Below are 20,406 nucleotides of genomic sequence, written 5' to 3' on the forward strand. Positions count from 1 at the left end.
ACCGGTCATCGGTATATGCGCCACGAGCTTCGTACGTGGGTTTTCGGGTATCACCCAGGTCTTCGACTGCCGGGGGAGGACTGCTGTATGGCCGAAGGTGATCTCTCGAACCTCGGTGGGCTGACCGGCTGGGTCGCTTCGGTGATCGAGTCCGCCGGCGAGGTCGGGGTCGGCCTGCTGGTCGCCCTGGAGAACCTGATCCCGCCCATTCCCAGCGAGATCGTCCTCTCGATGGCCGGCTATCTGGCCAGCCAGGGCCGGGTCAACCTGGTACTGGTCTGGATCGCCGCGACGCTCGGCGCGCTCGGTGGCGCCCTGCTGCTCTACTGGCTGGGCCGGGGCCTCGGCGAGGAACGGCTGCGCCGCTGGCTGGACAAGGTGCCGCTGGTCGACGCCGACGATCTGAACAAGGCGGACCGCTGGTTCGAGAAACACGCCCGGTCGGCTGTCCTGTTCGGACGCTGCGCGCCGGTGGTGCGCAGCCTGGTGTCGATCCCGGCCGGCGCGAACCGGATGAACGTCGCGCAGTTCGCCCTCTTCACCACGATCGGCAGTGGCGTGTGGAACGCGCTCTTCGTCGGCGGCGGTTACGCGCTCGGCAACCGCTGGCAGGACCTGGAGAAGTACAGCCAATGGTTCGACTACGCGATCTGGGCGTTCTTCGCGGTCACCATCGGCGCCTGGGCGATCAAGAAGGTGCGCAAACGCCGTCGCGCGGCCGCCCACCGGGACGACCGCGCGACGAGCAGGTGACTCAGAAGCCGGCGCTCACCTTGGTGAACGCCCAGTCCGCCTGGTCGATGCCGGAGCAGTTGGAGACCACGCCGCCACCGGCGCAGCCGCGGTCCCGGTTGACCGCCCAGAAGGCGAACCGGGCCAGGTTCTTGCTCTTCGCGTAGTCCCGGATCCGGGTCCACGTCTCGACCGAGGTCAGCTCCTGCTGGTCGGAAAGACCGTTCATGCCGGAAATGCCGATCTTGGCGTACGCCTGCGCGTCGGTCCAGCCGAACGTCGACTTGAGTTGGTTCTTCAGCCCTTCGGTCGCGCCGACGGTGGCCGCGTACATGTCGGCGTGGCCGCTGAAGTCGAACGGCATCTGGGTGAAGACGTCGATGTTGGCGTTCTTCGCCTTGGCCTGCTGGATCAGCCGGACGCCGTGCGCGTTCGGGCCGTTCGGCGTGGTGCCGAACGTGAGGATGGTCCGCACGCCGGGGTTGCGCTGCTTGACGATCTTCAGCGCGTCGACGATCCGGTCCGCCACCACGTAGTTCTCGAACTCGTCGGTGTTCTCGATGTCCACGTCGATCGCCTTGAGCTGGAAGGTGTCGATCACCTTCTGGTACGCGCCGGCGAGCGCCTCGGCCGTCGAGCAGTTCGGGCCCAGCTTGTTGCCGCTCCAGCCGCCGATCGACGGGACCACGTCCGCGCCGGCCGCCCGGATGGCCGCGATGGTGCTGGCGTGCGCGCCGCCGGTGAGGCCGGCCGAACCGTCCCAGACCGGGTTGCAGCCGTTACCGGCCAGCACGAACGCGATGGTGAACGCCTTGATGCCGGTGGCGTTGACGACCGTGGCCGGCGCCGGCGGGTTGCCCCAGCCCGGGTAGATGTACGGTGCCGCCGCCATCTTCGTACCCGTCGGAGGCGTCGTCGGACCGGTGGTCGGAGGCGTGGTGGGGGACGTGGCGGGCGGGGTGGTCGGGGTGCTGCCGCCACAGACGCCGCTGTCGGCCCAGACCGCCCACTGGCCGCTGTTCGTGACCGGCGACTCGTTCTGCGTCCACCACCTGGCGGTGAAGTTACGGCCGTTCTGCGACGCGACGTTGTCCTTGACGTAGACGGCGCTCGCACTCCAGGCCGGCGCACACGCGACGGCGGCGTTCGAGCTGGTCATCGGAAGGATCGCGGCAGCCGTGCCGGCCATCGCGACCGCCGCGACGACGGCGATCTTCCTGCTGAGTTTCACAAGGTGCTCCGTGAGGGGAAGAGCGGATCAGGGGAGGGTGGCCAGGTGCGGGTCGACGGTGTTGGCCCAGTTGTTGCCGTTCGTGACGTCCCAGTTGATGGACCACGTCATCGCGCCGCGGATACCCGGGTACGTGGCCGGCGGCTTGAAGGTGCCGCAGTTGGTGCCCTTGGCGAGACAGTCCAGCGCGGCGTTGACCACCGTCGGGGCCACGTAGCCACCACCGGCCGCCCGGGTGCTGGCCGGCAGGCCGAGGGCGACCTGGTCGGCGCGCAGCCCGTTCTGCAGGGGGATGCAGGCGAGGGCGGTGAGGAAGTTGACCGTGCCCTGGCTGTACGCGGCGTTGTTGTCGCAGCCGAGCATGGAGCCGGAGTTGTAGTACTGGGTGAAGACGACGGTCAGGATGTCCTTGATGTCGAGCGCCAGCTTGAAGTACGAGGACTGCGGGTTCTGCATGTCGATGGTCTGCGGCGCCATCGTGATGATCAGGTTGCTGCCGGCCTTGGCCCGCAGCGACCGCAGCGCACTCGCCATGTAGGTCGGGTTGAGCCCGTTCTCCAGGTCGATGTCGACGCCGTCGAACCCGTACGTCTGGATCAGTGAGTACACGGAGTCGGCGAAGGCGGTGGCGGCGGAGGCGCTGTTCACCGCGACCGTGCCCTTCTCACCACCGACCGAGATGATCACCTTCTTGCCGCGCTGATGCAGGGTGGCGATGTCCGCCTTGAACTGCGCGTCGGTGTAACCGCCGACCGCCGTGGCCAGGCCCGGGTCGAGGTTGAAGGTGACCGCGCCGGGCGTGGACGTGGCGTCCGCGAACGCGACAGCGATCAGGTCGTAGGTGGCCGGGACCGCGGCCAGCTTGAGCGGCGCCGCGCCGTTGTCGAAGTTCTGCCAGTACCCGGTGGTGAAGTGCTTGGGCAGCGCGCCGGTACCGGTCGGCGGCGGGGTGCCGGGCGGCGTGGTGGTCGGCGGGGTCGTCGTGGGTGGCGTGGTGGTCGGCGGCGTGGTGGTCGGCGGCGTCGTCGTGGGCGGAGTGGTCGTCGGCGGCGTCGTGGTCGGCGGGGTGCCGCCCTCGCACACGCCGTTGTCGGCCCAGACGTCCCACTGGCCGCTGCGGACCGACGGCAACTCGTTCTGCGTCCACCATTTGGCGGTGTAGTTGTGGCCGCTCTGCGAGACCACGTTGCCCTTGACGTACACGGCCGCGGAACTCCACCCGCCGGCACAGGCCGCCGCGGCCTGCGCACTGCCGGCGAAGTAGGTCGCCGCACCTCCGGCGACAAGCGCCGTGACCGTTGCGAGGATGACCGATCTGGAGCGCTTCATCGCCGTCCTTCCATGCACATCCGGTGAGATGCATCAATCTTTAAGAGTGTTAACAGTAGAAGTAAAGAGGGTGCACCTTAAAAATCCTTAAAACGCGAGAGCACGCGTACGCCTCCCGGAGCCACCTCCGGCCGACCACGCCGCGCCCCTCACCGCACCGGTCCGCCGCCTGGCCATATGGACGTACGCCTATGTAATTGCCGCGTTTCCAGAGATCTCCGGCCGGGTAATCGCGGCGGCATGGACACCTCGACCGAGGGCGCGGCGCCGCCCGCGGAGACCGAAGGCACCGTGCTGCCCGCGGAGATCGCCGCCGAAGCCGACCGATACGACCTGCTCACCCTCGGCATCGAGGAGGAATACCTGCTCGTCGACGCCACCGAGCCGCGCGCCGTGGAGGCCGTGGAGGACGTCTTCGCGCAACTGCCGGACGACCTGCGCGGCAGCGTGCAGCACGAGTTCGTCCGCAGCCAGATCGAGGTCGCCAGCCCACCCCGCCTGAACCTGACCGATCTGCGCACCGAGATGCGGCGCCTGCGGTCCGGGCTCTCGGCGGCCGCCGAGCGGGCCGGCGTCCGCCTGGTCGCCGTCGGCGCCGGGCCGGCGGCCGGACCGAACATGCGGATCGTCGACAAGCCGCGGTACCACGAGATGCGGGCGCACTTCGGCGACCTCTCCCCCGGTCAGGGCGTGTGCGGCACGCACGTGCACGTCAGCATCCCGGACCCGGAGACCGGCGTGCAGGTCCTCAACTTCCTGCGCCCCTGGCTCCCGGTGCTCCAGGCGGCGAGCGCCAACTCACCGCTCCTCAACGGGCACGACACCGGGTACGCCAGCTGGCGCTCGATGATGTGGGAGCGCTGGCCCACCGTCGGCCCCACGCCGTACCTGCACTCGCACGAGCACTACCTGACCCTGATCAGCGACCTGGTGGCGAGCGGCGCGATGCTCGACGAGGGGATGCTCTACTGGTACGCGCGCCTCTCCGCGAACTACCCGACCGTCGAGATCCGGATGGGCGACGTCACCCCGACACTCGACGACGCGATGCTGCTCACCGCGCTCGCCCGGGCCCTGGTCTCCACCGCCCTGAACGAGGTCCGGCAGGGCGCCGTCGCGCCGGACGTGCCACAGCCGCTGCTGCGGGCCGCGCACTGGCGTGCCGCGCACGACGGCCTGGAGGGCCTCAACATCGACATGGCGACGCGGGAGCCGCGACCGGCCTGGCGGCTGATGCGCCAGCTCTTCGACTACGTGCGGCCCGAGCTGGAACGGCACGGTGACCTGGAGACCGCGACCGTCCTGATGGGACGGCTGCGGGCCGGCGGCAGCGGTGCGGCACGGCAGCGGGCGATGCTGGCCAGGGGCGCCTCGGTGACCGAGGTGGTCGACGAGCTGGCCCGGCTGACCCGCGAGGCGGAGGACACCGTCTGACCGATAAGGATCACACCCCGATCAGTACGGAGATTGCTGAGCGTAGTCACGTACGGTGAGCAGGCAGGATCACCGTGCGTGGCTTCAGGGTGACCGAATCGGTATTCCGCTTGATCTTGCCGCACGGTAGGCATGACGGATGCTTCCGCACAACCCCCGTCCATCGGCGCCGAACTCCGGTGCGGACGGCACGTCGGGCGGGCGGCACCGCAGGCCGGAGACGCCGGAGAGCGCCCCCGCGGAGAGCCACACCGGGGGCACCCCCGCCCAGTCCCGCAGCGCCGCACCCACCCGGCGGGCCCGGCATCGCGCCGGCACCCGCGGGTCGTACGGATCCAGCCGCACCGCCCGGGAGAGCCGCACCGCCTTCGCCGGCTGGACCGCCCGCGAGGGCTGGACCGCCCGGGCGGGCTGGAGTTCCCGCGACGCCGCGGCCGACAGCACGGCCCAGCCCGGAACCGGAAGCACGAGCCCGGCCCCAGGTGCGAGCGCAAGCACGGACCTCGCCGGCACGGCTCCTACCGCGAGCACGTCCCTCGCCGGCGCGACTCCTGCCGCGAGCGCAAGCGCCGACCTCGCCGGCGCGACTCCTGCTCCGCTCGTGAGCGCGAGCCCGGCGGGCGAGCTGGACCAGACCGCCGGCGCGGGTCCCACCGACGGCGCCGCTCAGGACACCCCCACGGACCAGGCCGCCGCCGGAGCCGGGCGGCCGACGCGGTCGGCACGGCACGCGCGTGCGGGTCGCCGGCCGGCGACCGTCGCGGTTCGTCGCTCCACGGCCGCCGGGAGCCGCCCGGGTTCGCACCGCGCATCCGGCGCCCGCACCGTCGACGGGTTGCTGCAGGCCGCGCGCAACCGGCCGCAGCTCCTGCTCGGCACCCTGGTCGTCGCGGGGCTGCTGCTGATCGCGGCGCCCACGATCCCGCAGCAGGACGGCGCGCCCACCAGCGTGATGAACGCGGCGGCGCAGGCCGTCGCGTCCCGGGTGACGAGTTCGAAGCCGGCCGCCGCACCGACCAAGGAGGCGGCCGCGCAGCCGCCCGCCCGCAACCGGCCCGAGTCGACCCGGACAGCCACCGCGCCGACCGCGGCGGCGACCGAAAAACCGCCCGCTCCGGATGTGCAGCCGGCCCGGGTCACCGCGCCCCGCGGTGACGGACCCGCGAACTCGCTCGTGACCACGGGATCACGCACGGTCACACTGAGCTTCGATGACGGCCCCGACCCGAACGAGACGCCGAAACTTCTGCAGATCCTCGCGCAGCACCAGGTCAAGGCGGTGTTCTGCCTGGTCGGCACGCAGGCGCAGCGGCACCCCGACCTGGTCCGGCAGATCGCCGCCGCCGGGCACGTGCTCTGCAACCACACGTGGGACCACGACCTGAAGATCGGTAAGAAGAAGCCCGAGCAGATCCGCGCCGACCTGACCCGGACCAGCGACGCCATCCGGGCCGCCGTGCCGGGTGCGGCGATCCCCTACTTCCGGGCGCCGGGCGGCAACTTCACGGTCCGGCTGGTCAACACGGCGTACGCAGACGGCATGACCTCGCTCTACTGGGATGTCGACCCGCGGGACTGGTTCCACCCGGCCGGTGAGAGCCAGACCGACCACGTGAAGCGGCTGATCAGTGAGGTCCAGGCGAAGACGCGACCGGGATCGATCATCCTGTCGCACGACTTCAACCAGCCTGCGACGACGGAGGCGTACCGGCAGCTCATGCCCTGGCTGACCGCCAACTTCGAGGTTGGCGTCCCGGGTGGGAAACCGGCTCCGTCCTCGGCGCCGTCGGCCACGCCGACCACCGAACCGACGCCGTCGGCACCCGCCACCACCACACCGGCGCCCTCGGCGTCCACACCGGCGCCGTCCGGCTCACCGGCCGCTTCGGGCGAGCCGGCAGCCGCCGGCGCGGCCACACCGCCCCCGTCAGCGCCGGCGGGCGCGGACGGCTGACGGGCGGGACGGCTCGGGCTGACAGGTGGGGCACCAGTAGAGGTTGCGCCCGGCCAGTGGGCCACGGGCGACCTCGGTGCCGCAGACCAGGCAGGGCTGGCCGGGACGGCGGTAGACGTACACCTCGCCGCCGTGCCGGTCGACGCGCGGCGCGCGACGCATCGCCTCCGGCGTGTGCTCGGTGTGCACCGTGTCGATCCGGCCGCGCGCCACGCCCTCCTTCATCAGCGCCCGCAGGTCGTCCCAGATCGCGGTCCAGACGGCCTCGTCGATCGTGGTGCCCGGGGTCTGCGGTGACAGCCCGGCCCGGAACAACACCTCGTTCGCGTAGATCAGGCCGCAGCCGGCCACGATGGACTGGTCCAGCAGCAGGGCGAAGAGCGGTTTGGTGCTGCCGCGGACCCGCCGGTACGCGAACGAGGGGTCCGCGTCGTCGCGCAGCGGGTCGGCGCCGAGCCGGGCCTTCAGCAGGTCCACCGCGCCCGGGTCCAGGACCTCGCAGGCGGTCGGGCCGCGCAGTTCGAGCCAGTGACCGGAACCGGTCATCCGCATGCGGACCTGGCCGATCGGCTCGGGCGCGGGCAGCTCGCCGTCGGCGAACTTGCCGTACAGGCCGAGATGGACGTGCACGGTCCGGCCGTCCTCGTAGTGGTGGAGCAGGTGCTTGCCGTACGCCTCGGTGTCGCGCAGCACCCGCCCGCCGACCAGCGCGGCGCCCGCCGCGAACCGGCCCTGCGGGCTGCTCACCTCGACCGGGGCCCCGGCGAAGAGTTCGCGGTGGCGGCTGGCGAGGCGGTGAATGGTATGTCCCTCCGGCACGCCGACCAAGGTATCCGGCGCCGGGCACCGCACGGATTCGGCGTGATCAGTACCACTGTCGGGGCGTTTCTGCCGTGAGCGGATTCGCCCTGAGGGGAATCGCTGGGCTATCCGACCTCCACTGGGAGAGGGTGTGAAGCGGAAAACAGTGATGCGAGAGGGTGGGCTCATGAGCATTGACACGACCATGCGTGGCGGCGGGGCATCCTTCGACGACCAGGTGTTCGAGCGGCTGCTCCGGGAGCGGATCATCTTTCTCGGCAGCGAGGTCAACGACGAGGTGACCAACCGGATCTGCGCGCAGATGCTGCTGCTCGCCTCCGAGGACTCGGAGCGCGACATCACGCTGTACATCAACTCGCCCGGCGGCTCGATCAGCGCCGGCATGGCGGTGTACGACACCATGCAGTACATCAAGAACGACGTGGCCACTGTCGCCATGGGCATGGCGGCCTCGATGGGGCAGTTCCTGCTCTGTGCCGGCACGCCCGGCAAGCGGTTCGCGCTCCCGCACGCCCGGGTGATGATGCACCAGCTTTCCGGCGGCATCGGCGGCACCGCGGCCGACATCGCCATCCAGGCCGAGAGCATGCTGCACATCAAGCAGGTGATGAACGAGCGGATCGCCTTCCACACCGGGCACACCCCGGAGGAGATCGAGCGTGACTCCGACCGGGACCGCTGGTTCACCGCACTGCAGGCCAAGGAGTACGGGCTGGTCGACCACGTGATCACCACGACGGCCGACGTGCACACCGGTTCGCCGATGCCCTGATCGGCAGAAACGCGCGTCGAAGGGCACGTGGGGGTGACTCCACGTGCCCTTCGTGTTGTTTCCGGGTCTCGGGGGTATAGAGGCACGTCATCACTGAGAAAACGCTCGGAGGTTCTGACGTGAGGATTCCTACGTTCTCCCGCCAGTCCTCGGCCGATGACACGGTCGAGGACCGGCCTACCACCCCCACGACCACCACGACCCAGCGTGACGACCGCCTGCCGCACCGCTCCCCGGTCGCGCCGCGCTCGAGCACCGTGACGCCGCCGCGGGACGAGACCACGACGCGGATCCCGGCGGTGCGCAGCGAGTCGGACCGCGCCGCGGCGGTGACCTCGGAGCGCCCGGCCACGGCCGGCGAGCGCCCGATCGCGCCGGCCGACCGGTCCGGCGTGGCCGCCGTGCCGGTCACCGACCACTCGGCGGCCGAGCACCGGACCGAGCGGAAGCCGCGCGCCAGCCTGCTCGCCACCGTCGGCCTGATCCTCGGTGTCGCCGGTGCCCTGCTGGTGCTCTCCGGGCCGCTCATGGGTTACGGCATCGGTGTGGCCGCGCTCGGCCTGCTCTTCTCCCTGGGTGGCCTGCTGGGCACGCGGAAGCGGCACGTGGCCGGCAAGACCGACGCCCTGATCGGCCTGCTGCTCTCGATCGGCGCCATCGTCGTCGGCGTGCTCGCCCTGACCGGTTCGCTCAGCTGGCTGGGCACCGACATGCAGCCGGTGAACGATCTGCGGCAGTGGCTCGACACACAGTTTGAGACTCGATTCTGACGGGTATCTGACATTTACCGGCGGTGATGCACCGGCGGTCAACTCCTCGGAACCGGGACGGCGCGAGCCGGACCCGCCCCGAAACCCTCCGGCGGTTCGCCGGAGACGCACATCGAGGGACCGGTGGTTCACCGGTCCCTCAGTGTGTGCGGCGGCCCTTCGCAACGAATCGCCGCGCGCCACCGTGATCACGCAACGATCAGCCGCGGTACGCATGGTTGACCTGGGGCTCCCGTCGGTCCCGGGCGCATAGCGTCTTCTTCCATGACGTCCTTCGCCACGCCGCGCCGCTATCTCATGTGCCGGCCCACGCACTTCGCCGTCACCTACCGGATCAATCCGTGGATGGACCCGGCGGCGCCGTACGACAACGCGCTGGCCGTCAGCCAATGGGAGACCCTGCGGCAGACGTTCCTCGACCTCGGCCACACCGTCGAACTGATCGACCCGCTGCCCGGGCTGCCCGACATGGTCTTCGCCGCGAACGGCGGCACCGTGGTCGACGGCCGGGTGCTGGGTGTCCAGTTCCGGGACGCCGAGCGGGCCGACGAGGCGCCGGCCTACGCGTCGTGGTTCCGCGAGCGCGGCTTCGAGGTCCACGAGCCCAAGCACACCAACGAGGGCGAGGGCGACATCCTCCTCGCCGGCGACGTGCTGCTGGCCGGCACCGGGTTCCGCACCGCGCACGCCTCGCACCTGGAGACCCAGGAGGTGCTGCGCCGGCCGCTGATCACGCTGCAGCTGGTGGATCCGGCCTACTACCACCTGGACACCGCGCTCTGCGTGCTGGACGAGACGAACATCGCGTACCTGCCGCAGGCGTTCTCCGCGGGCTCGCAGGCCGTGCTCCAGCAGCTCTTCCCGAACGCGATCATCGCGACGCCGCAGGACGCCGCCGTGCTCGGCCTGAACGCGGTCAGCGACGGCCGGACCGTGGTGCTGCCGGTCCAGGCCACCGATCTGACGGCCGCCCTGGGCGCGGCCGGTTACCGGACCATCGGGGTCGACCTGTCCGAGCTGCGCAAGGCCGGCGGCGGTCCCAAGTGCTGCACGCTGGAGGTGCGTTCATGACGACCGTCGAGTTCCGTACGCCGGAGGCGCTGGCCGAGGCCGAGCGGTGGACCGCGCACAACTACCACCCGCTGCCGGTGGTCGTCGCCGAGGCCGAGGGCGCCTGGGTGACCGACGTCGACGGCCGCCGCTACCTGGACTTCCTCGCCGGCTACTCGGCACTGAACTTCGGGCACCGGCATCCCGGCCTGATCGCCGCGGCGCATGCGCAGCTGGACCGGGTCACGCTCACCAGCCGCGCCTTCGTGCACGACCAGTTCGGCGCGTTCTGCCGGGGCCTGGCCGAGCTCTGCGGCAAGGAGCTGGTGCTGCCGATGAACACCGGCGCCGAGGCGGTCGAGACGGCCGTCAAGGTGGCCCGCAAGTGGGGTTACCGGGTCAAGGGCGTCGCCGACGAGCGCGCCGAGATCATTGTGGCGGCCGGCAATTTCCACGGGCGGACCACGACGATCGTCAGCTTCTCCACCGATCCGGAGGCTCGGGCGGACTTCGGACCGTACACCCCGGGCTTCGTCGTCGTGCCCTACGGCGATCTCGAGGCGGTCCGGCAGGCGATCACGCCGAACACCGTGGCCGTGCTGATGGAGCCGATCCAGGGTGAGGCGGGCGTGCTCGTGCCGCCGGCAGGGTTCTTCGCCGGCGTGCGCGAGCTCTGCACCGAGCAGAACGTGCTGATGATCGCCGACGAGATCCAGTCCGGGCTGGGCCGGACCGGGAAGACGTTCGCGATCGAGCACGAGGGCGTCGTCCCGGACATGTACGTGCTCGGCAAGGCCCTCGGCGGCGGCATCGTGCCGGTCTCCGCGGTGGCCGCCGACCGTGCCGTGCTGGGCGTGCTGCGGCCCGGCGAGCACGGCTCCACCTTCGGCGGCAACCCGCTGGCCTGCGCGGTCGGCGCCGAGGTGGTCCGGCTGCTCGCCACCGGTGAGTTCCAGGAACGGTCCGCCCAGCTCGGCGCCGAACTGCACGCCGGCCTGGAGTCGCTCGTCGGCAAGGGCATCGTCGGCGTACGCGGCCGCGGGCTCTGGGCCGGCGTCGACATCGACCCGGCGCTGATGACCGGCCGGCAGGCGTGCGAGCGTCTCGCCGAGCGGGGTGTCCTGGCGAAGGACACCCACGGCTCGACGATCCGGCTGGCGCCACCGCTGGTGGTCACCTCGGAGGATCTGACCTACGCACTGACCCGGCTCGCCGAGGTCGTCGGCGGCTGACGCCCGATCAGCGGCCGACCGGGCGGAACGCCATGGTCGGCGCCTCGCCCATCACCGACTCCGGCTGGACCACGCCACCGGTCGCCCACAGTTTCGAGCGGCCGATCTGCACCCCGGCGTAAAGCTCCACCGCGTCGTCCGCACCGAGGATCCGGCTCTCCTGACGTCGCAGGGGGAGCCGGAGCTCGTCGTCGGGCGAGTTGCCGGGCCGGATGCCGGAGCCGTTGGTGCTGATGTCCTGGACGGTCACCTCGCCGGCACGCAGCGAGAACTGCACGTGCCCCCGGCTGATCCACTTGCGGGCGTCGTCGGTCAGCCACTGCCCCAGCATGACCCCGGATCCGCCCTCGGGCGCCCGCCCCACGACCACCGGCATGTCGTCGGAGACCACGAAACGCTGGCGGATCACGCCGTCGATGCGTACCGAGAAGACCTCGGTGGTCGGCCGTGCGCCGGCGTCGCGGAGTCGTTCACCGTGCCGCGGGCAGGTCGGCGCGCCGGCCCGCAGCGCGGGCGGCGGCTGGGAGACCGGGCTGGTGTAGGTGCGCATGTCGGCGAAGAAGCTGTCCGAGTCGCCACCCGAGCCGTACGACGTGCAGTTCGGCGCCGGGCAGCTCCAGATCCGGGAGAGCAGCCGCTCACCCAGCGGCGACCGGGACGCCATCGGCGCCGCCTCGCCGCGGCCGACCCGCGCGACGAGCACCGGCCCACCGGCGTTCGACACCAGGGCGAGCAGCCGGCCCGGGTCGGTCACCCACGGCCGGCGGTCCCGGAAGCGGTCCTCGCGGTCGCGGGTGAGCACCGGCAGACCGAGCATCTCGGCCACCTCGAGCACCCGGTCGTCGAGCTGCGGAACGACCTCGATCTTGCCGTCGTCGGCCCAGCGGCGAACCACCATCCGCTCGTTCGACGTGAGGTCGGTGTCCGAGATGAGACCGCGCGGGGCGATCGCGTAGACCGGCACGTTCTCCTCGGCGACGTGGCGGCCGAGGGCGTCGACAAGCAGACCGAGACGGACCAGGCTGGCCGGCCGGCCACCGTCGAGATCGGCGTAGCGGACGACCTCCGACAGGTCCACGACTGCCCGGGCGAGTGCCGGGTCGGTGGTGAGCCGGACCTCGATGGCGTCGAGGACCTTGCTGACCTCGAATCTCACGAGACCTCCCGATGAATCGCGCGTACCTCGCCATCATGCCCGCCACATGATCCCCCGGGAAATCCGGGAGTCCGCGAGGCCGGACTTGTCCGTTTGGCGCTTCACCCCATCGGGAACCTTCCCTATTGACCGGCGTCACCGGCACGAGGTCGGTACCGGACAGCAGGAGGGACAGAAATGCGGAAAATCGCCATCTTCTCGGCGACCGCCACACTCGCCCTGACGGGTTGCGCCGCCACCGGCACCGCCGATCCGGCGCCCTCCGTCTCCGCCGTCGCCCCCAGCGGCCCGGCGGCGAGCGCCGGCCCGATCACCAGCGGCGGTCCGGTCGGCAGCGCCGACCCGTCCACGAGCGCCGACCCGGCCGCGGCCGCCGCGCTCGCCGACGCCGCCACCGCCCTCGGCACCGACAGCTACACCATGACGGTGACCGCCGGCACCGGGTTCGACCTGACCGCGCTGATCGACCCGCCCGGCGGCAAGGGCACCGCGGAGCTGACCGCTTCCGGCCCGAACACCGAGGTCACCGTGAAGACGCTGCTCATCGGCCAGGACCTGTGGACCCAGATCCCCGGCATCACCAAGCAGGGCACCTGGACCCACCTCGACCTGAGCCGGCTGCCGGAGGGTGCGAACGTCGGTCTGCGACCGGGCCGGATCGACCCGGTGGACACCACGAAACTGCTGACCTCGACCACCGACGTGCAGTCCACCGGCAGCAACGCGTACGCCGGCACGGTGGATCTCACCGCGGCCGCCGGCATCGCCGGCCTGGACCGGGTGACCATCGACGGGTACGGCTCGGCCGCGCAGCGCGTCCCGTTCACCGCCACCGTCGACGCACAGGGCCGGCTCGCCACGATGACCCTGCGGCTTCCCGAGGTGAACGGTCAGCGGATCGCGCCGATCGAGGTCCGTTACTCCGACTGGGGCCGTACCGTCGACGCCGTGCAGCCGCCGGCCGCCTCGGTCGTCGAGGCGCCGGACAACGTCTACGGCGCTCTCGGCGGCTGACGCAGACGCGTCCACAGTGGTTCGGGCGCGGGCTGATGCTCGTCGATCCACGCGTCGATCCGCGCCCACCACTCGTAGAGCCAGTCGATCCGCTCCTGCTCGCCGGCCGGCACCTCCTCGGGCGGCACGCTCCAGAACCGCATCACCAGGCGCTTGTCCATCGGCAGCTCGCGCCAGACGTCGGCGGCGCTCACCATCCGGTCGAGGCCGGTGTGCGCCACGAAGATCACTCCGGCGTCCGGCGCGGCGTCGATCGCGGCGAGCAGGCCGTTCGGTTTCGGCGGCAGCAGGTTCCGCAGGTCCTCGGCCCGTTCGGCCATCTCGTCCAGCCCGCTGGCCCGCAGCCGGGCGATCGCCTTGACCTTGCGGCGCGGGGTGAAGTTGCCGCCCTCCGGGAAGATCACGAAGGCGTCGTTGTGGTCCAGGCCGGTGGCCAGTTCGCCGATCTGTTCCGCGAGCGTCGTGGTGCCGGTGCGCCCCGGTGAGATGAACCGGTTGGGCAGCCGGTTGAGCAGCACGTCCACCGCCGGGTCCCATTGCAGGCCGGCCTTCAGCACGATCCGCGGCTCGCGGGCGAACCAGTTGACCAGGGCATGGATGAGCGTGAACGAGTCACCCGGGCCGGCGTGCCGGCTCACCACGATCTCCGGGCGCCCCGGCGCCGCGGTGTCCGGGTCGGTGCCGACCACGTCGATCGCCAGGTGCAGCGACCAGCGCGCGAACCAGAACAGCACCTTCAGGAACCATCCGGTCAGGACGTAGTGGGCTCGCTGGAACCACGGCCCCCGGATCTTCCAGCCGAACCCGGAGAGCACCCACAGAGCAGCGAGCGCGACGATCGCGACCGCGTCCCAGACCAGATAGACGATGAGCAGGAAGACCACCCGGGGCAGCCGCAGCCGGCCGGCCACGAACGGCGACGCGGCGAGGGCCAGCAGCAGCCAGAGCGGCAGGGTGGTGAGCAGGGTCACCGCGAGGAACACCACCAGCGGGGCGAGCACGCCGCGGCGCACCCAGATCGGCGGCAGGCCCATCACTGCCCCGGCAGCGGGTTCACGTTGGCGGACAGATATCGGCGGGACGCGGTGTAAGCCCGGCTGATCCGGCGGCCGACCATGGCCATGTCCCGGTACGCCCACGGCGAGTCGTCCCGGCCGTCACCGCCACCACTGGGGAGAACGTGCACCCGTACATCGTCGGGCAGGGCCGCAAGCTCCCGGGCGAACCGGTGCCGCCGCGCGATCTCGAACGCCACCTGTGCCACCTCCCACGGCCGCCGCGGCACGGCCAGCTGCCGTTCCACCCGGCCGACCTGCAACACGAAGATCAGTTTCGCGCCGGTCCGGACCGCCTCGCCGATCGGGATCGAGTTCACGATGCCACCGTCCACATAGTGCTCGCCACCGATCTCCGCGGGCGGCAGCAGCCCCGGCACCGCGGAGGACGCCAGCACCGCGTCGACAAGCGGGCCGCTGTCGAACCAGTGCTCGGCGGCGCGCTCGATGCTCGCCGCGCAACACCGGAACGGGATCTTCAGGTCGGCGAACGACACGTCCTCACCGAGCTCGCTCTCCAGCAGCCGGCGCAGCGGGCGGGGCGAATGCAGGTGGGTGCGTGCGGCGAACCGGCGCATCTGGCGGCCGAGCGAGTCGCCGTAGACCGCGGCGGCCTCGGGTGACGTCCAGAGCCGGACCAGCCGATCGGTGACCGCCTCGCTCGGATCGGCCGCGACGAGCGCGCCGTTGACCGCGCCGATCGAGGTGCCGACCACCATGTCCGGCCGGAACCCGGCGCGGAACAGCGCACGCAGCATCCCGACCTCCACGGCGCCGAGCACCCCGCCGCCACCGAGCACGAACGCCACCGGACCGCTGACCATGGGACCCATCCTCCCACGATCTTGCAGGCTTGCCCTGACGCCGGTGTCAAGGCATACCGTCACCGCATGCTGATCGGAGAGCTCGCCGAGCGGGCCGGCACCAGCCCGCGCACGCTGCGCTACTACGAGGAGCACGGCCTGGTGCGCCCGAGCCGGGACGCGAACGGCTACCGACAGTACGACGACGCCGAACTCCGCGTGGTGCACGAGATCCGTACGTTGCTCGCCGACGGCTTCGGGCTGGACGACATCAAACCGTTCGTCGCCTGCCTGCGCGCCGGCAACGCCGCCGGCCACGTCTGCCCCGACTCGGTGGCGGTGCTGCGCCGCCGTCTCGCCGAGGTGGACGGCTACCTCACCCAGCTCACCGAGGTTCGCCGGCGCCTGCACGAACAACTCGGCCACGCCATCGAGAACCGGGAGATCCGATGCCTGCTGAATCCCTGATCACCGTCACCGACGACACGTTCGCCGAGACCGTCCTGGCGGCGGGCGGCCCGGTGGTGGTCGACGTCTGGGCACAGTGGTGCCCGCCCTGCCGCCCGATGGCCCGCACCCTCGCCGAACTCGCCACCGAACTCGGCGACCAGATCCGGATAACCACCCTGGACGCCGACGCCAACCCCGCAACGGTCCGCGCCTACCGCGTCACCTCGATGCCGACCCTGCTCTTCTTCGAACGCGGCCGCCTCACGAACACCCTGGTCGGCGCCCGCCCCAAAGCCCATCTCCGCAAGGCACTGACGGCGGCGGGCCCGTACACCAATTCTTTTGAGTACGCGCGACCACCGCACCCGACCGCAACAACCGCCGCACCCGTGAGTCAGCGCGCCCCGGTGCCCACTCCGGGCCGCTGCGCGCCCATCGCTATCGGTGCATGGTCACCCGCAGGCTCGCACCCACCCATGCGGCGAACCCGCCACGGCACCCGGCCGATACTGCCGGCGCGTCAACCCGTGTCCGGCCCAGTCGCGCCGGGCCTGCCGAGATGTTGATCTGCTAGCGCTACGAAATCGCTGTGATCATGGGGTCGAAACCGCGATTTCGCGTCGCTAGCAGATCAACAACGCCTCGCGGCTGCTCCTTCGCAGCCAAGACGCACCATCGCCTCAGACATGCTCGCCGCCGCGGTCGGCCTGACGCGCATTCGCTGTTCGGCACCATGTGCGCCGAGGGGCCCGGTCACGGCGAGGCCCGGTCACGGCCGGTCAGTCGAGTTCGGGCATGGCGACCGGCTGTGGGCGGGGCCGGCACGTGCCGCATTGGACGGCGTCCTCGACCACCAGCGCCTCGGCCCGGTCCCGCAGCACCGAACGGCTCACCTCGAGCAGGTAGGGACCGAATCGGGCGTGGTCCACGCAGACCGCCCGCCCACAGAAACGGCACGTGGCGCGGGCGCCCTCCGCGCAGAACCAGCAGAGCATCGGTTCCTCCCTCAGCAGCCTCGAAAACCCGGTCACCACCGCGGGCACCGGCCGCACATGGCAACTACCGCGGACAGCAACCGCCGCACGTGGCAGCCCCACAGCTGGCAGCTTGCATGTGGCAGCCCGGCACGCGGCAATCCGCCGCACGTGGCAACCCGCCACAAGTGTCAGCCGCGCAACCGCCGGCCGCCGCAGATGTCAGCCGCCCGGGTATCACCCGCCGCAAATCTGACCCGCCGCGGATCTCCCCCGCCGCGGATCTCACCCACCGCGGATCTCCCCCGCCGCGGATCCAGCCGCCCGGGTTTCAGCCGCCCGACGTGCCCGTGCCCGGCTTGTCCGTCGGGTCGGCCGGCGGGTCCTCGGTGGGCTCGGTCGGCGGGTCCTCGGTCGGTTCTGTCGGTGGGTCTTCGGTGGGCTCGGTCGGATCGGGGTCGTCGGGCGGGTCCACCGGCGGCGTGGTGGCCGTGGTGGAGGGCGCGGGCGGCGGCGTCTTCGACGTGCGGCTCGGGGTGGGCCGACTGGACGGCGGGCGGCTGGACGGCACGGCCGACGGCGGCCGGGCGGAGGTCCGCGTCGGCGCCGGCACGTCGTCGCCGTCCTGCCGCGGCGGGGTGGTCCGGATCGTGCCCGGAACGGTGGTGGGCAGTGTCGGCGACGGTACGGCCGACTCGGTGGGGTCGGGCGGGAACGTGCCCTCCTCGGTGGGCTCCTCGCTGGGGCCGGCCGACGGCGGGGTGACGACGGCGCCGTCACCGCAGTCCAGGTCGACGCCGGTGGCCGGGCCGGCCACGCTGCCGGCGGTCACGTCACCGGACGCGACGGTGACCGTGACCGGGTCGACCGCGAACCAGGCCCGGCCGTCGTTGCGGACCTCGTCCTGGCCACGCTGGACGGTCAGCGCCAGCGGCCGGTAGGCACCGCTCGGACTTGTCGTGTCGGCGAGCATCCGGCCGCTGCCGAGGGTGATCCGGCCGCTCGGCGTCTGCTGCCGCCCGCCCGCCACGCCGGTGCCGTTCAGCTCGGCCGAGGAGCCGCCGCAGAGCAGGACCGTCGCACCGCCCGGGAACGTGAGCAGCGCCCGCCCGGCGTCCGGCACCTTGATCGCGGTGCCGGCGGCGAGGTAGCGGCGCTGGTCGGGCCGCACCGTCAGCTCGGTCCCGGCTGCCACGGCCGCCTGGCCGCGCTGCACGGTGAGCAGCACCCGCTCGGCGGGCATCTCCGCCCAGGCCGGGCCGGACCGCAGGTTGAGGCCGGCGCTGACCAGGGCGACGGCCAGCAGCACGCTGGACATGGCCCACATCCGGCGCTCGAAGTGCCGGTCCACGTCGTACCCGCCGATGTCTGCGGGCGGGCCGGGCGGGACGGCGAGCGGCGGATGGCCGGTGCCGGGGCGCACCGCCACCGGGGTGCTCGGCCGGACCGCCGGCATCGGGGCGCCGGGGCCGTGCACGCCGACCAGCGGCCGCAGGTCGGACGCGTCCGGGATGATCCAGAGCCGGACCGGCGTACGGGTCTGCGCCACCGCTCCGGGGCTGCCGTCACCGACCGGGCCGACCAGGGTGCCGCGGCGCAACTCGATCCCGTCCGGCATGGCGATCACGCCGGACTCGACCACGACGGCGTGGGTGGGGCCGGGCAGGACCACCGGGACGCCCGGGTCCAGGTCCGTCGGGTGCGCGCCGGCGATCAGGGCGAGCCGCTGGTCGTCCTCCAGCGCGGCGAGCGCCGGTGTGTCGGCGAACAGTCGTTCGGCCTCGGCCAGTTGCTCCGGGGGCGGGCCGGGCATCGGACCGGCCACGGTTGCCACGGTGGCCGCGGGCATGGCGAGCAGGGTCGCACCGGCCGCGTACCAGGTCAGCTGGGAGGTGCGGCCGGTGAACGCGCCCGCCAGCCCGACGACTCCGCCGGGCCCGACGTGGTGCCGGATCGTACCGCCCGGGTCGCCCGGGCGGCGGCCGTGCAGGGCGCCTTCGACCACCAGGAACACGGTGTCCTGCGGGTCACCGGCGCGGGTCAGCAGGCGGCCGGTCGGCGGGTACTGCCAGCGGGCCGCACCGGCCAGTTCGTGCAGCGCCGGCTCGGGCAGGCCGCCCAACTCGGAGGCGTGCAGCGCGGCCAGGCGCCGGGGCAGGTCGCCGTCCCGGTCACGTTCGGCGGCCCGCTGCCGCCATCGCCGCGCGACCGCGGTGAGACGGCTGAGCAGGACGTAGAGCAGGGGCATGACCAGGCCCAGCACCATCACGATCAGCAACAGGCGACTGAGCATGCCCTCGTACCAGAGGCCGACGGCGAGGCCGCGGACCCGGTCGGTCCAGAGCCGGTGACCGAGGCCGGCGGCAACGGCCAGCCAGAGCACGGCAAGCAGCGCGTAGAGCGCGAGCAGCCGGCCCTCCCGGTCGAGTGCCGACCAGCGCGGGCCGCGCCGGCGCAGCCGGCCGGAGAGCCAGGAGAGCGCACGTGCCCGCAGGTCGGGCACCTCCAGCCAGTCCATCAGCAGGTAGTGACCGTCGAGCGGCAGCAGCGGGCTCAGGTTGAAGAAGGTCTGCAGGTAGAAGAGGAAGGCCAGCTTGAACGCGACACCGCCGGTGGCGGGCACGGCGAGGCCGATCAGCTGGGCCAGGCCCGCCACGCCGAGGGCGGCGGCGGGGCCGGCGGCGGTGACCGCCATCCGGGCGCGGCGGCCCGCCATCCACACGTCACTGGTGTCGACGAAGACCGACGGTATGCCGAAATGGATCATCAGCCCGGCGGCCGGCACCTCCCGGCCGACGCGTTTCGCGCCGAGGGCGTGACCGAACTCCTGAACGGCCAGGGCCAGCACGTTGAGTGACAACAGGACGATCGCACCGAGTAAGTACGAGTCGTTCACCAGAAAGAGGGATCGGCTCCCCCGCTGCCACGTGGCGGCGAACAGCACCAGACCGGTGGCCGCGAGGGCGGCGCCGATCCAGAACGCCACCCGGGTGAAGAGGAACCGGCCGGCACCGCGATAGACCGCGGTGATCAGGCCGTCGACGTCGGCGGAGAGCACCCGGCGCCCGCGGGCCGCCGCCACCAGCGAGCCGCCGACCCGTTTCGGCAGCGGCTCCCGGCGGATCTCGCGCAACGGGCGGAAGGCATCCGTCGGAAGCTCCTCCAGCATCCGGTTGGCGGCCAGGTCGGCCACCACCCGCCGCACCTGGTCCGGTGCGAGCCGGCCGGCGATCCGGGCGAACTCGGCGACCAGCCGGGCAACGGTGCTGGTCCCGTCCATCATCAGAGCGAGCTGGTACTCGTCCGGGCCGAGCCGCAGGTACGAACTGCGGCCGCCCTCGTCCGGCGAGCGCAGCATGACGTAACGCCCGCCGCGCACCGTGGCCCGGTGCCGCACCTCGATCCCGGCGCGCAGCACCGGCCGCGCGCCGGCCGGGTCGAGCCGGTCGGCGACCCGGTGCCAGAGACCGGCGTCGGCCGGTCCGGACGGCACCCCGGGGGCGCGCCCGGCCAGGGCTTCCCAGACGTTGGTCCGGGGTTCGACGTACGTCAACTCGCAGGGCCTCTCCACACCGTTCGCCGGCCACGAGAGTTTGCCGACAGCGAATGGAGATTAGGCGGTCAACCT

18 protein-coding genes are annotated in these 20,406 nt (G+C 71.9%); 10 read left to right on the forward strand and 8 right to left on the reverse strand.

Annotation, left to right across the window (positions count from 1 at the left end):
- Positions 1-87 precede the first annotated feature (87 nt).
- Positions 88-753 carry a DedA family protein gene (locus tag LPA41_RS16850; protein WP_229071336.1) on the forward strand — a complete coding sequence of 222 codons (666 nt, stop codon included), beginning with the start codon at positions 88-90 and terminating at the stop codon, positions 751-753.
- A 1-nt stretch (position 754) separates the two neighbouring features.
- Here the strand turns inward: LPA41_RS16850 and LPA41_RS16855 are convergent, their stop codons facing one another.
- Complete coding sequence (locus LPA41_RS16855; protein WP_229071337.1) at positions 755-1,963, reverse strand: glycosyl hydrolase family 18 protein; 1,209 nt, start codon at positions 1,961-1,963, stop codon at positions 755-757.
- A gap of 27 nt (positions 1,964-1,990) precedes the next feature.
- The gene (locus tag LPA41_RS16860; RefSeq protein WP_229071338.1) at positions 1,991-3,292 is read right to left on the reverse strand and encodes a chitinase; all 1,302 of its coding nucleotides are present in this window, start codon (positions 3,290-3,292) and stop codon (positions 1,991-1,993) included.
- 240 nt (positions 3,293-3,532) lie between these two features.
- On the opposite strand from LPA41_RS16860, the gene LPA41_RS16865 reads away from it, so the two are divergent.
- Both LPA41_RS16865 and LPA41_RS16870 read left to right on the forward strand, forming a co-directional pair.
- Positions 3,533-4,726: a glutamate--cysteine ligase gene (locus tag LPA41_RS16865; protein ID WP_229071339.1), complete on the forward strand. Its 1,194-nt coding sequence runs from the start codon at positions 3,533-3,535 to the stop codon at positions 4,724-4,726.
- Positions 4,727-4,865: 139 nt separating this feature from the next.
- A complete protein-coding gene (locus tag LPA41_RS16870) occupies positions 4,866-6,680 on the forward strand; it encodes a polysaccharide deacetylase family protein (RefSeq protein ID WP_229071340.1) in 1,815 nt (604 codons plus the stop codon).
- Here the strand turns inward: LPA41_RS16870 and LPA41_RS16875 are convergent.
- Positions 6,654-7,499: a DNA-formamidopyrimidine glycosylase family protein gene (locus LPA41_RS16875; protein ID WP_229071341.1), complete on the reverse strand. Its 846-nt coding sequence runs from the start codon at positions 7,497-7,499 to the stop codon at positions 6,654-6,656. The two genes, LPA41_RS16870 and LPA41_RS16875, sit on opposite strands and share 27 nt — an antisense overlap.
- Positions 7,500-7,668: 169 nt before the next feature.
- Between LPA41_RS16875 and LPA41_RS16880 the strand changes: the two genes are divergently transcribed.
- From LPA41_RS16880 to rocD, 4 genes are all read left to right on the forward strand, one after another.
- Entirely contained in the window at positions 7,669-8,274 is a 606-nt protein-coding gene (locus tag LPA41_RS16880; RefSeq protein ID WP_229071342.1) for an ATP-dependent Clp protease proteolytic subunit, read from the forward strand.
- 119 nt (positions 8,275-8,393) lie between these two features.
- Positions 8,394-9,044: a hypothetical protein gene (locus LPA41_RS16885; protein ID WP_229071343.1), complete on the forward strand. Its 651-nt coding sequence runs from the start codon at positions 8,394-8,396 to the stop codon at positions 9,042-9,044.
- Positions 9,045-9,308: 264 nt separating this feature from the next.
- Entirely contained in the window at positions 9,309-10,115 is an 807-nt protein-coding gene (gene ddaH / locus LPA41_RS16890; RefSeq protein ID WP_229071344.1) for a dimethylargininase, read from the forward strand.
- Complete coding sequence (gene rocD / locus LPA41_RS16895) at positions 10,112-11,326, forward strand: ornithine--oxo-acid transaminase (protein ID WP_229071345.1); 1,215 nt, start codon at positions 10,112-10,114, stop codon at positions 11,324-11,326. The genes ddaH and rocD overlap by 4 nt, the downstream gene beginning before the upstream one ends.
- Positions 11,327-11,333: 7 nt before the next feature.
- Here rocD and LPA41_RS16900 read toward each other — a convergent pair whose 3' ends face one another.
- Positions 11,334-12,482, reverse strand: a complete 1,149-nt coding sequence (locus tag LPA41_RS16900) for an FHA domain-containing protein (protein WP_229071346.1) — start codon at positions 12,480-12,482, stop codon at positions 11,334-11,336.
- 177 nt (positions 12,483-12,659) lie between these two features.
- Here LPA41_RS16900 and LPA41_RS16905 point away from each other — a divergent pair, with 177 nt between their 5' ends.
- Entirely contained in the window at positions 12,660-13,496 is an 837-nt protein-coding gene (locus LPA41_RS16905) for a hypothetical protein (RefSeq protein WP_229071347.1), read from the forward strand.
- Here the strand turns inward: LPA41_RS16905 and LPA41_RS16910 are convergent.
- The gene (locus LPA41_RS16910) at positions 13,475-14,530 is read right to left on the reverse strand and encodes a 1-acyl-sn-glycerol-3-phosphate acyltransferase (protein ID WP_229071348.1); all 1,056 of its coding nucleotides are present in this window, start codon (positions 14,528-14,530) and stop codon (positions 13,475-13,477) included. The genes LPA41_RS16905 and LPA41_RS16910 overlap by 22 nt on opposite strands.
- The gene (locus LPA41_RS16915; protein ID WP_229071349.1) at positions 14,530-15,375 is read right to left on the reverse strand and encodes a patatin-like phospholipase family protein; all 846 of its coding nucleotides are present in this window, start codon (positions 15,373-15,375) and stop codon (positions 14,530-14,532) included. Before LPA41_RS16915 ends, LPA41_RS16910 begins: the two co-directional genes overlap by 1 nt.
- Before the next feature lie 66 nt (positions 15,376-15,441).
- Here LPA41_RS16915 and LPA41_RS16920 point away from each other — a divergent pair, with 66 nt between their 5' ends.
- Positions 15,442-15,822 carry a MerR family transcriptional regulator gene (locus LPA41_RS16920; RefSeq protein WP_229071350.1) on the forward strand — a complete coding sequence of 127 codons (381 nt, stop codon included), beginning with the start codon at positions 15,442-15,444 and terminating at the stop codon, positions 15,820-15,822.
- On the forward strand, positions 15,804-16,370 hold the full coding sequence (locus LPA41_RS16925) for a co-chaperone YbbN (RefSeq protein WP_229071351.1): 567 nt from the start codon (positions 15,804-15,806) through the stop codon (positions 16,368-16,370). Before LPA41_RS16920 ends, LPA41_RS16925 begins: the two co-directional genes overlap by 19 nt.
- Positions 16,371-16,583: 213 nt before the next feature.
- Here LPA41_RS16925 and LPA41_RS16930 read toward each other — a convergent pair whose 3' ends face one another.
- Together LPA41_RS16930 and LPA41_RS16935 are read right to left on the reverse strand one after the other, a co-directional pair.
- Complete coding sequence (locus LPA41_RS16930; protein ID WP_229071352.1) at positions 16,584-16,799, reverse strand: hypothetical protein; 216 nt, start codon at positions 16,797-16,799, stop codon at positions 16,584-16,586.
- A gap of 310 nt (positions 16,800-17,109) precedes the next feature.
- Positions 17,110-20,331 carry a cyclic nucleotide-binding protein gene (locus LPA41_RS16935; protein ID WP_229071353.1) on the reverse strand — a complete coding sequence of 1,074 codons (3,222 nt, stop codon included), beginning with the start codon at positions 20,329-20,331 and terminating at the stop codon, positions 17,110-17,112.
- Positions 20,332-20,406: the final 75 nt, after the last annotated feature.

This window comes from Actinoplanes sp. DH11 (assembly GCF_020873875.1).
Classification (GTDB): domain Bacteria; phylum Actinomycetota; class Actinomycetes; order Mycobacteriales; family Micromonosporaceae; genus Actinoplanes.

Bases quoted from the DNA above. Each gene is read 5' to 3' on its own strand.
- LPA41_RS16850 (WP_229071336.1), top strand. From the start codon at position 88: ATGGCCGAAGGTGATCTCTCGAACCTCGGTGGGCTGACCGGCTGGGTC.
- LPA41_RS16860 (WP_229071338.1), bottom strand. From the start codon at position 3,292: ATGAAGCGCTCCAGATCGGTCATCCTCGCAACGGTCACGGCGCTTGTC.
- LPA41_RS16865 (WP_229071339.1), top strand. From the start codon at position 3,533: ATGGACACCTCGACCGAGGGCGCGGCGCCGCCCGCGGAGACCGAAGGC.
- LPA41_RS16870 (WP_229071340.1), top strand. From the start codon at position 4,866: ATGCTTCCGCACAACCCCCGTCCATCGGCGCCGAACTCCGGTGCGGAC.
- LPA41_RS16880 (WP_229071342.1), top strand. From the start codon at position 7,669: ATGAGCATTGACACGACCATGCGTGGCGGCGGGGCATCCTTCGACGAC.
- ddaH (WP_229071344.1), top strand. From the start codon at position 9,309: ATGACGTCCTTCGCCACGCCGCGCCGCTATCTCATGTGCCGGCCCACG.
- rocD (WP_229071345.1), top strand. From the start codon at position 10,112: ATGACGACCGTCGAGTTCCGTACGCCGGAGGCGCTGGCCGAGGCCGAG.
- LPA41_RS16905 (WP_229071347.1), top strand. From the start codon at position 12,660: ATGCGGAAAATCGCCATCTTCTCGGCGACCGCCACACTCGCCCTGACG.
- LPA41_RS16910 (WP_229071348.1), bottom strand. From the start codon at position 14,530: ATGGGCCTGCCGCCGATCTGGGTGCGCCGCGGCGTGCTCGCCCCGCTG.
- LPA41_RS16915 (WP_229071349.1), bottom strand. From the start codon at position 15,375: ATGGTCAGCGGTCCGGTGGCGTTCGTGCTCGGTGGCGGCGGGGTGCTC.
- LPA41_RS16920 (WP_229071350.1), top strand. From the start codon at position 15,442: ATGCTGATCGGAGAGCTCGCCGAGCGGGCCGGCACCAGCCCGCGCACG.
- LPA41_RS16925 (WP_229071351.1), top strand. From the start codon at position 15,804: ATGCCTGCTGAATCCCTGATCACCGTCACCGACGACACGTTCGCCGAG.
- LPA41_RS16930 (WP_229071352.1), bottom strand. From the start codon at position 16,799: ATGCTCTGCTGGTTCTGCGCGGAGGGCGCCCGCGCCACGTGCCGTTTC.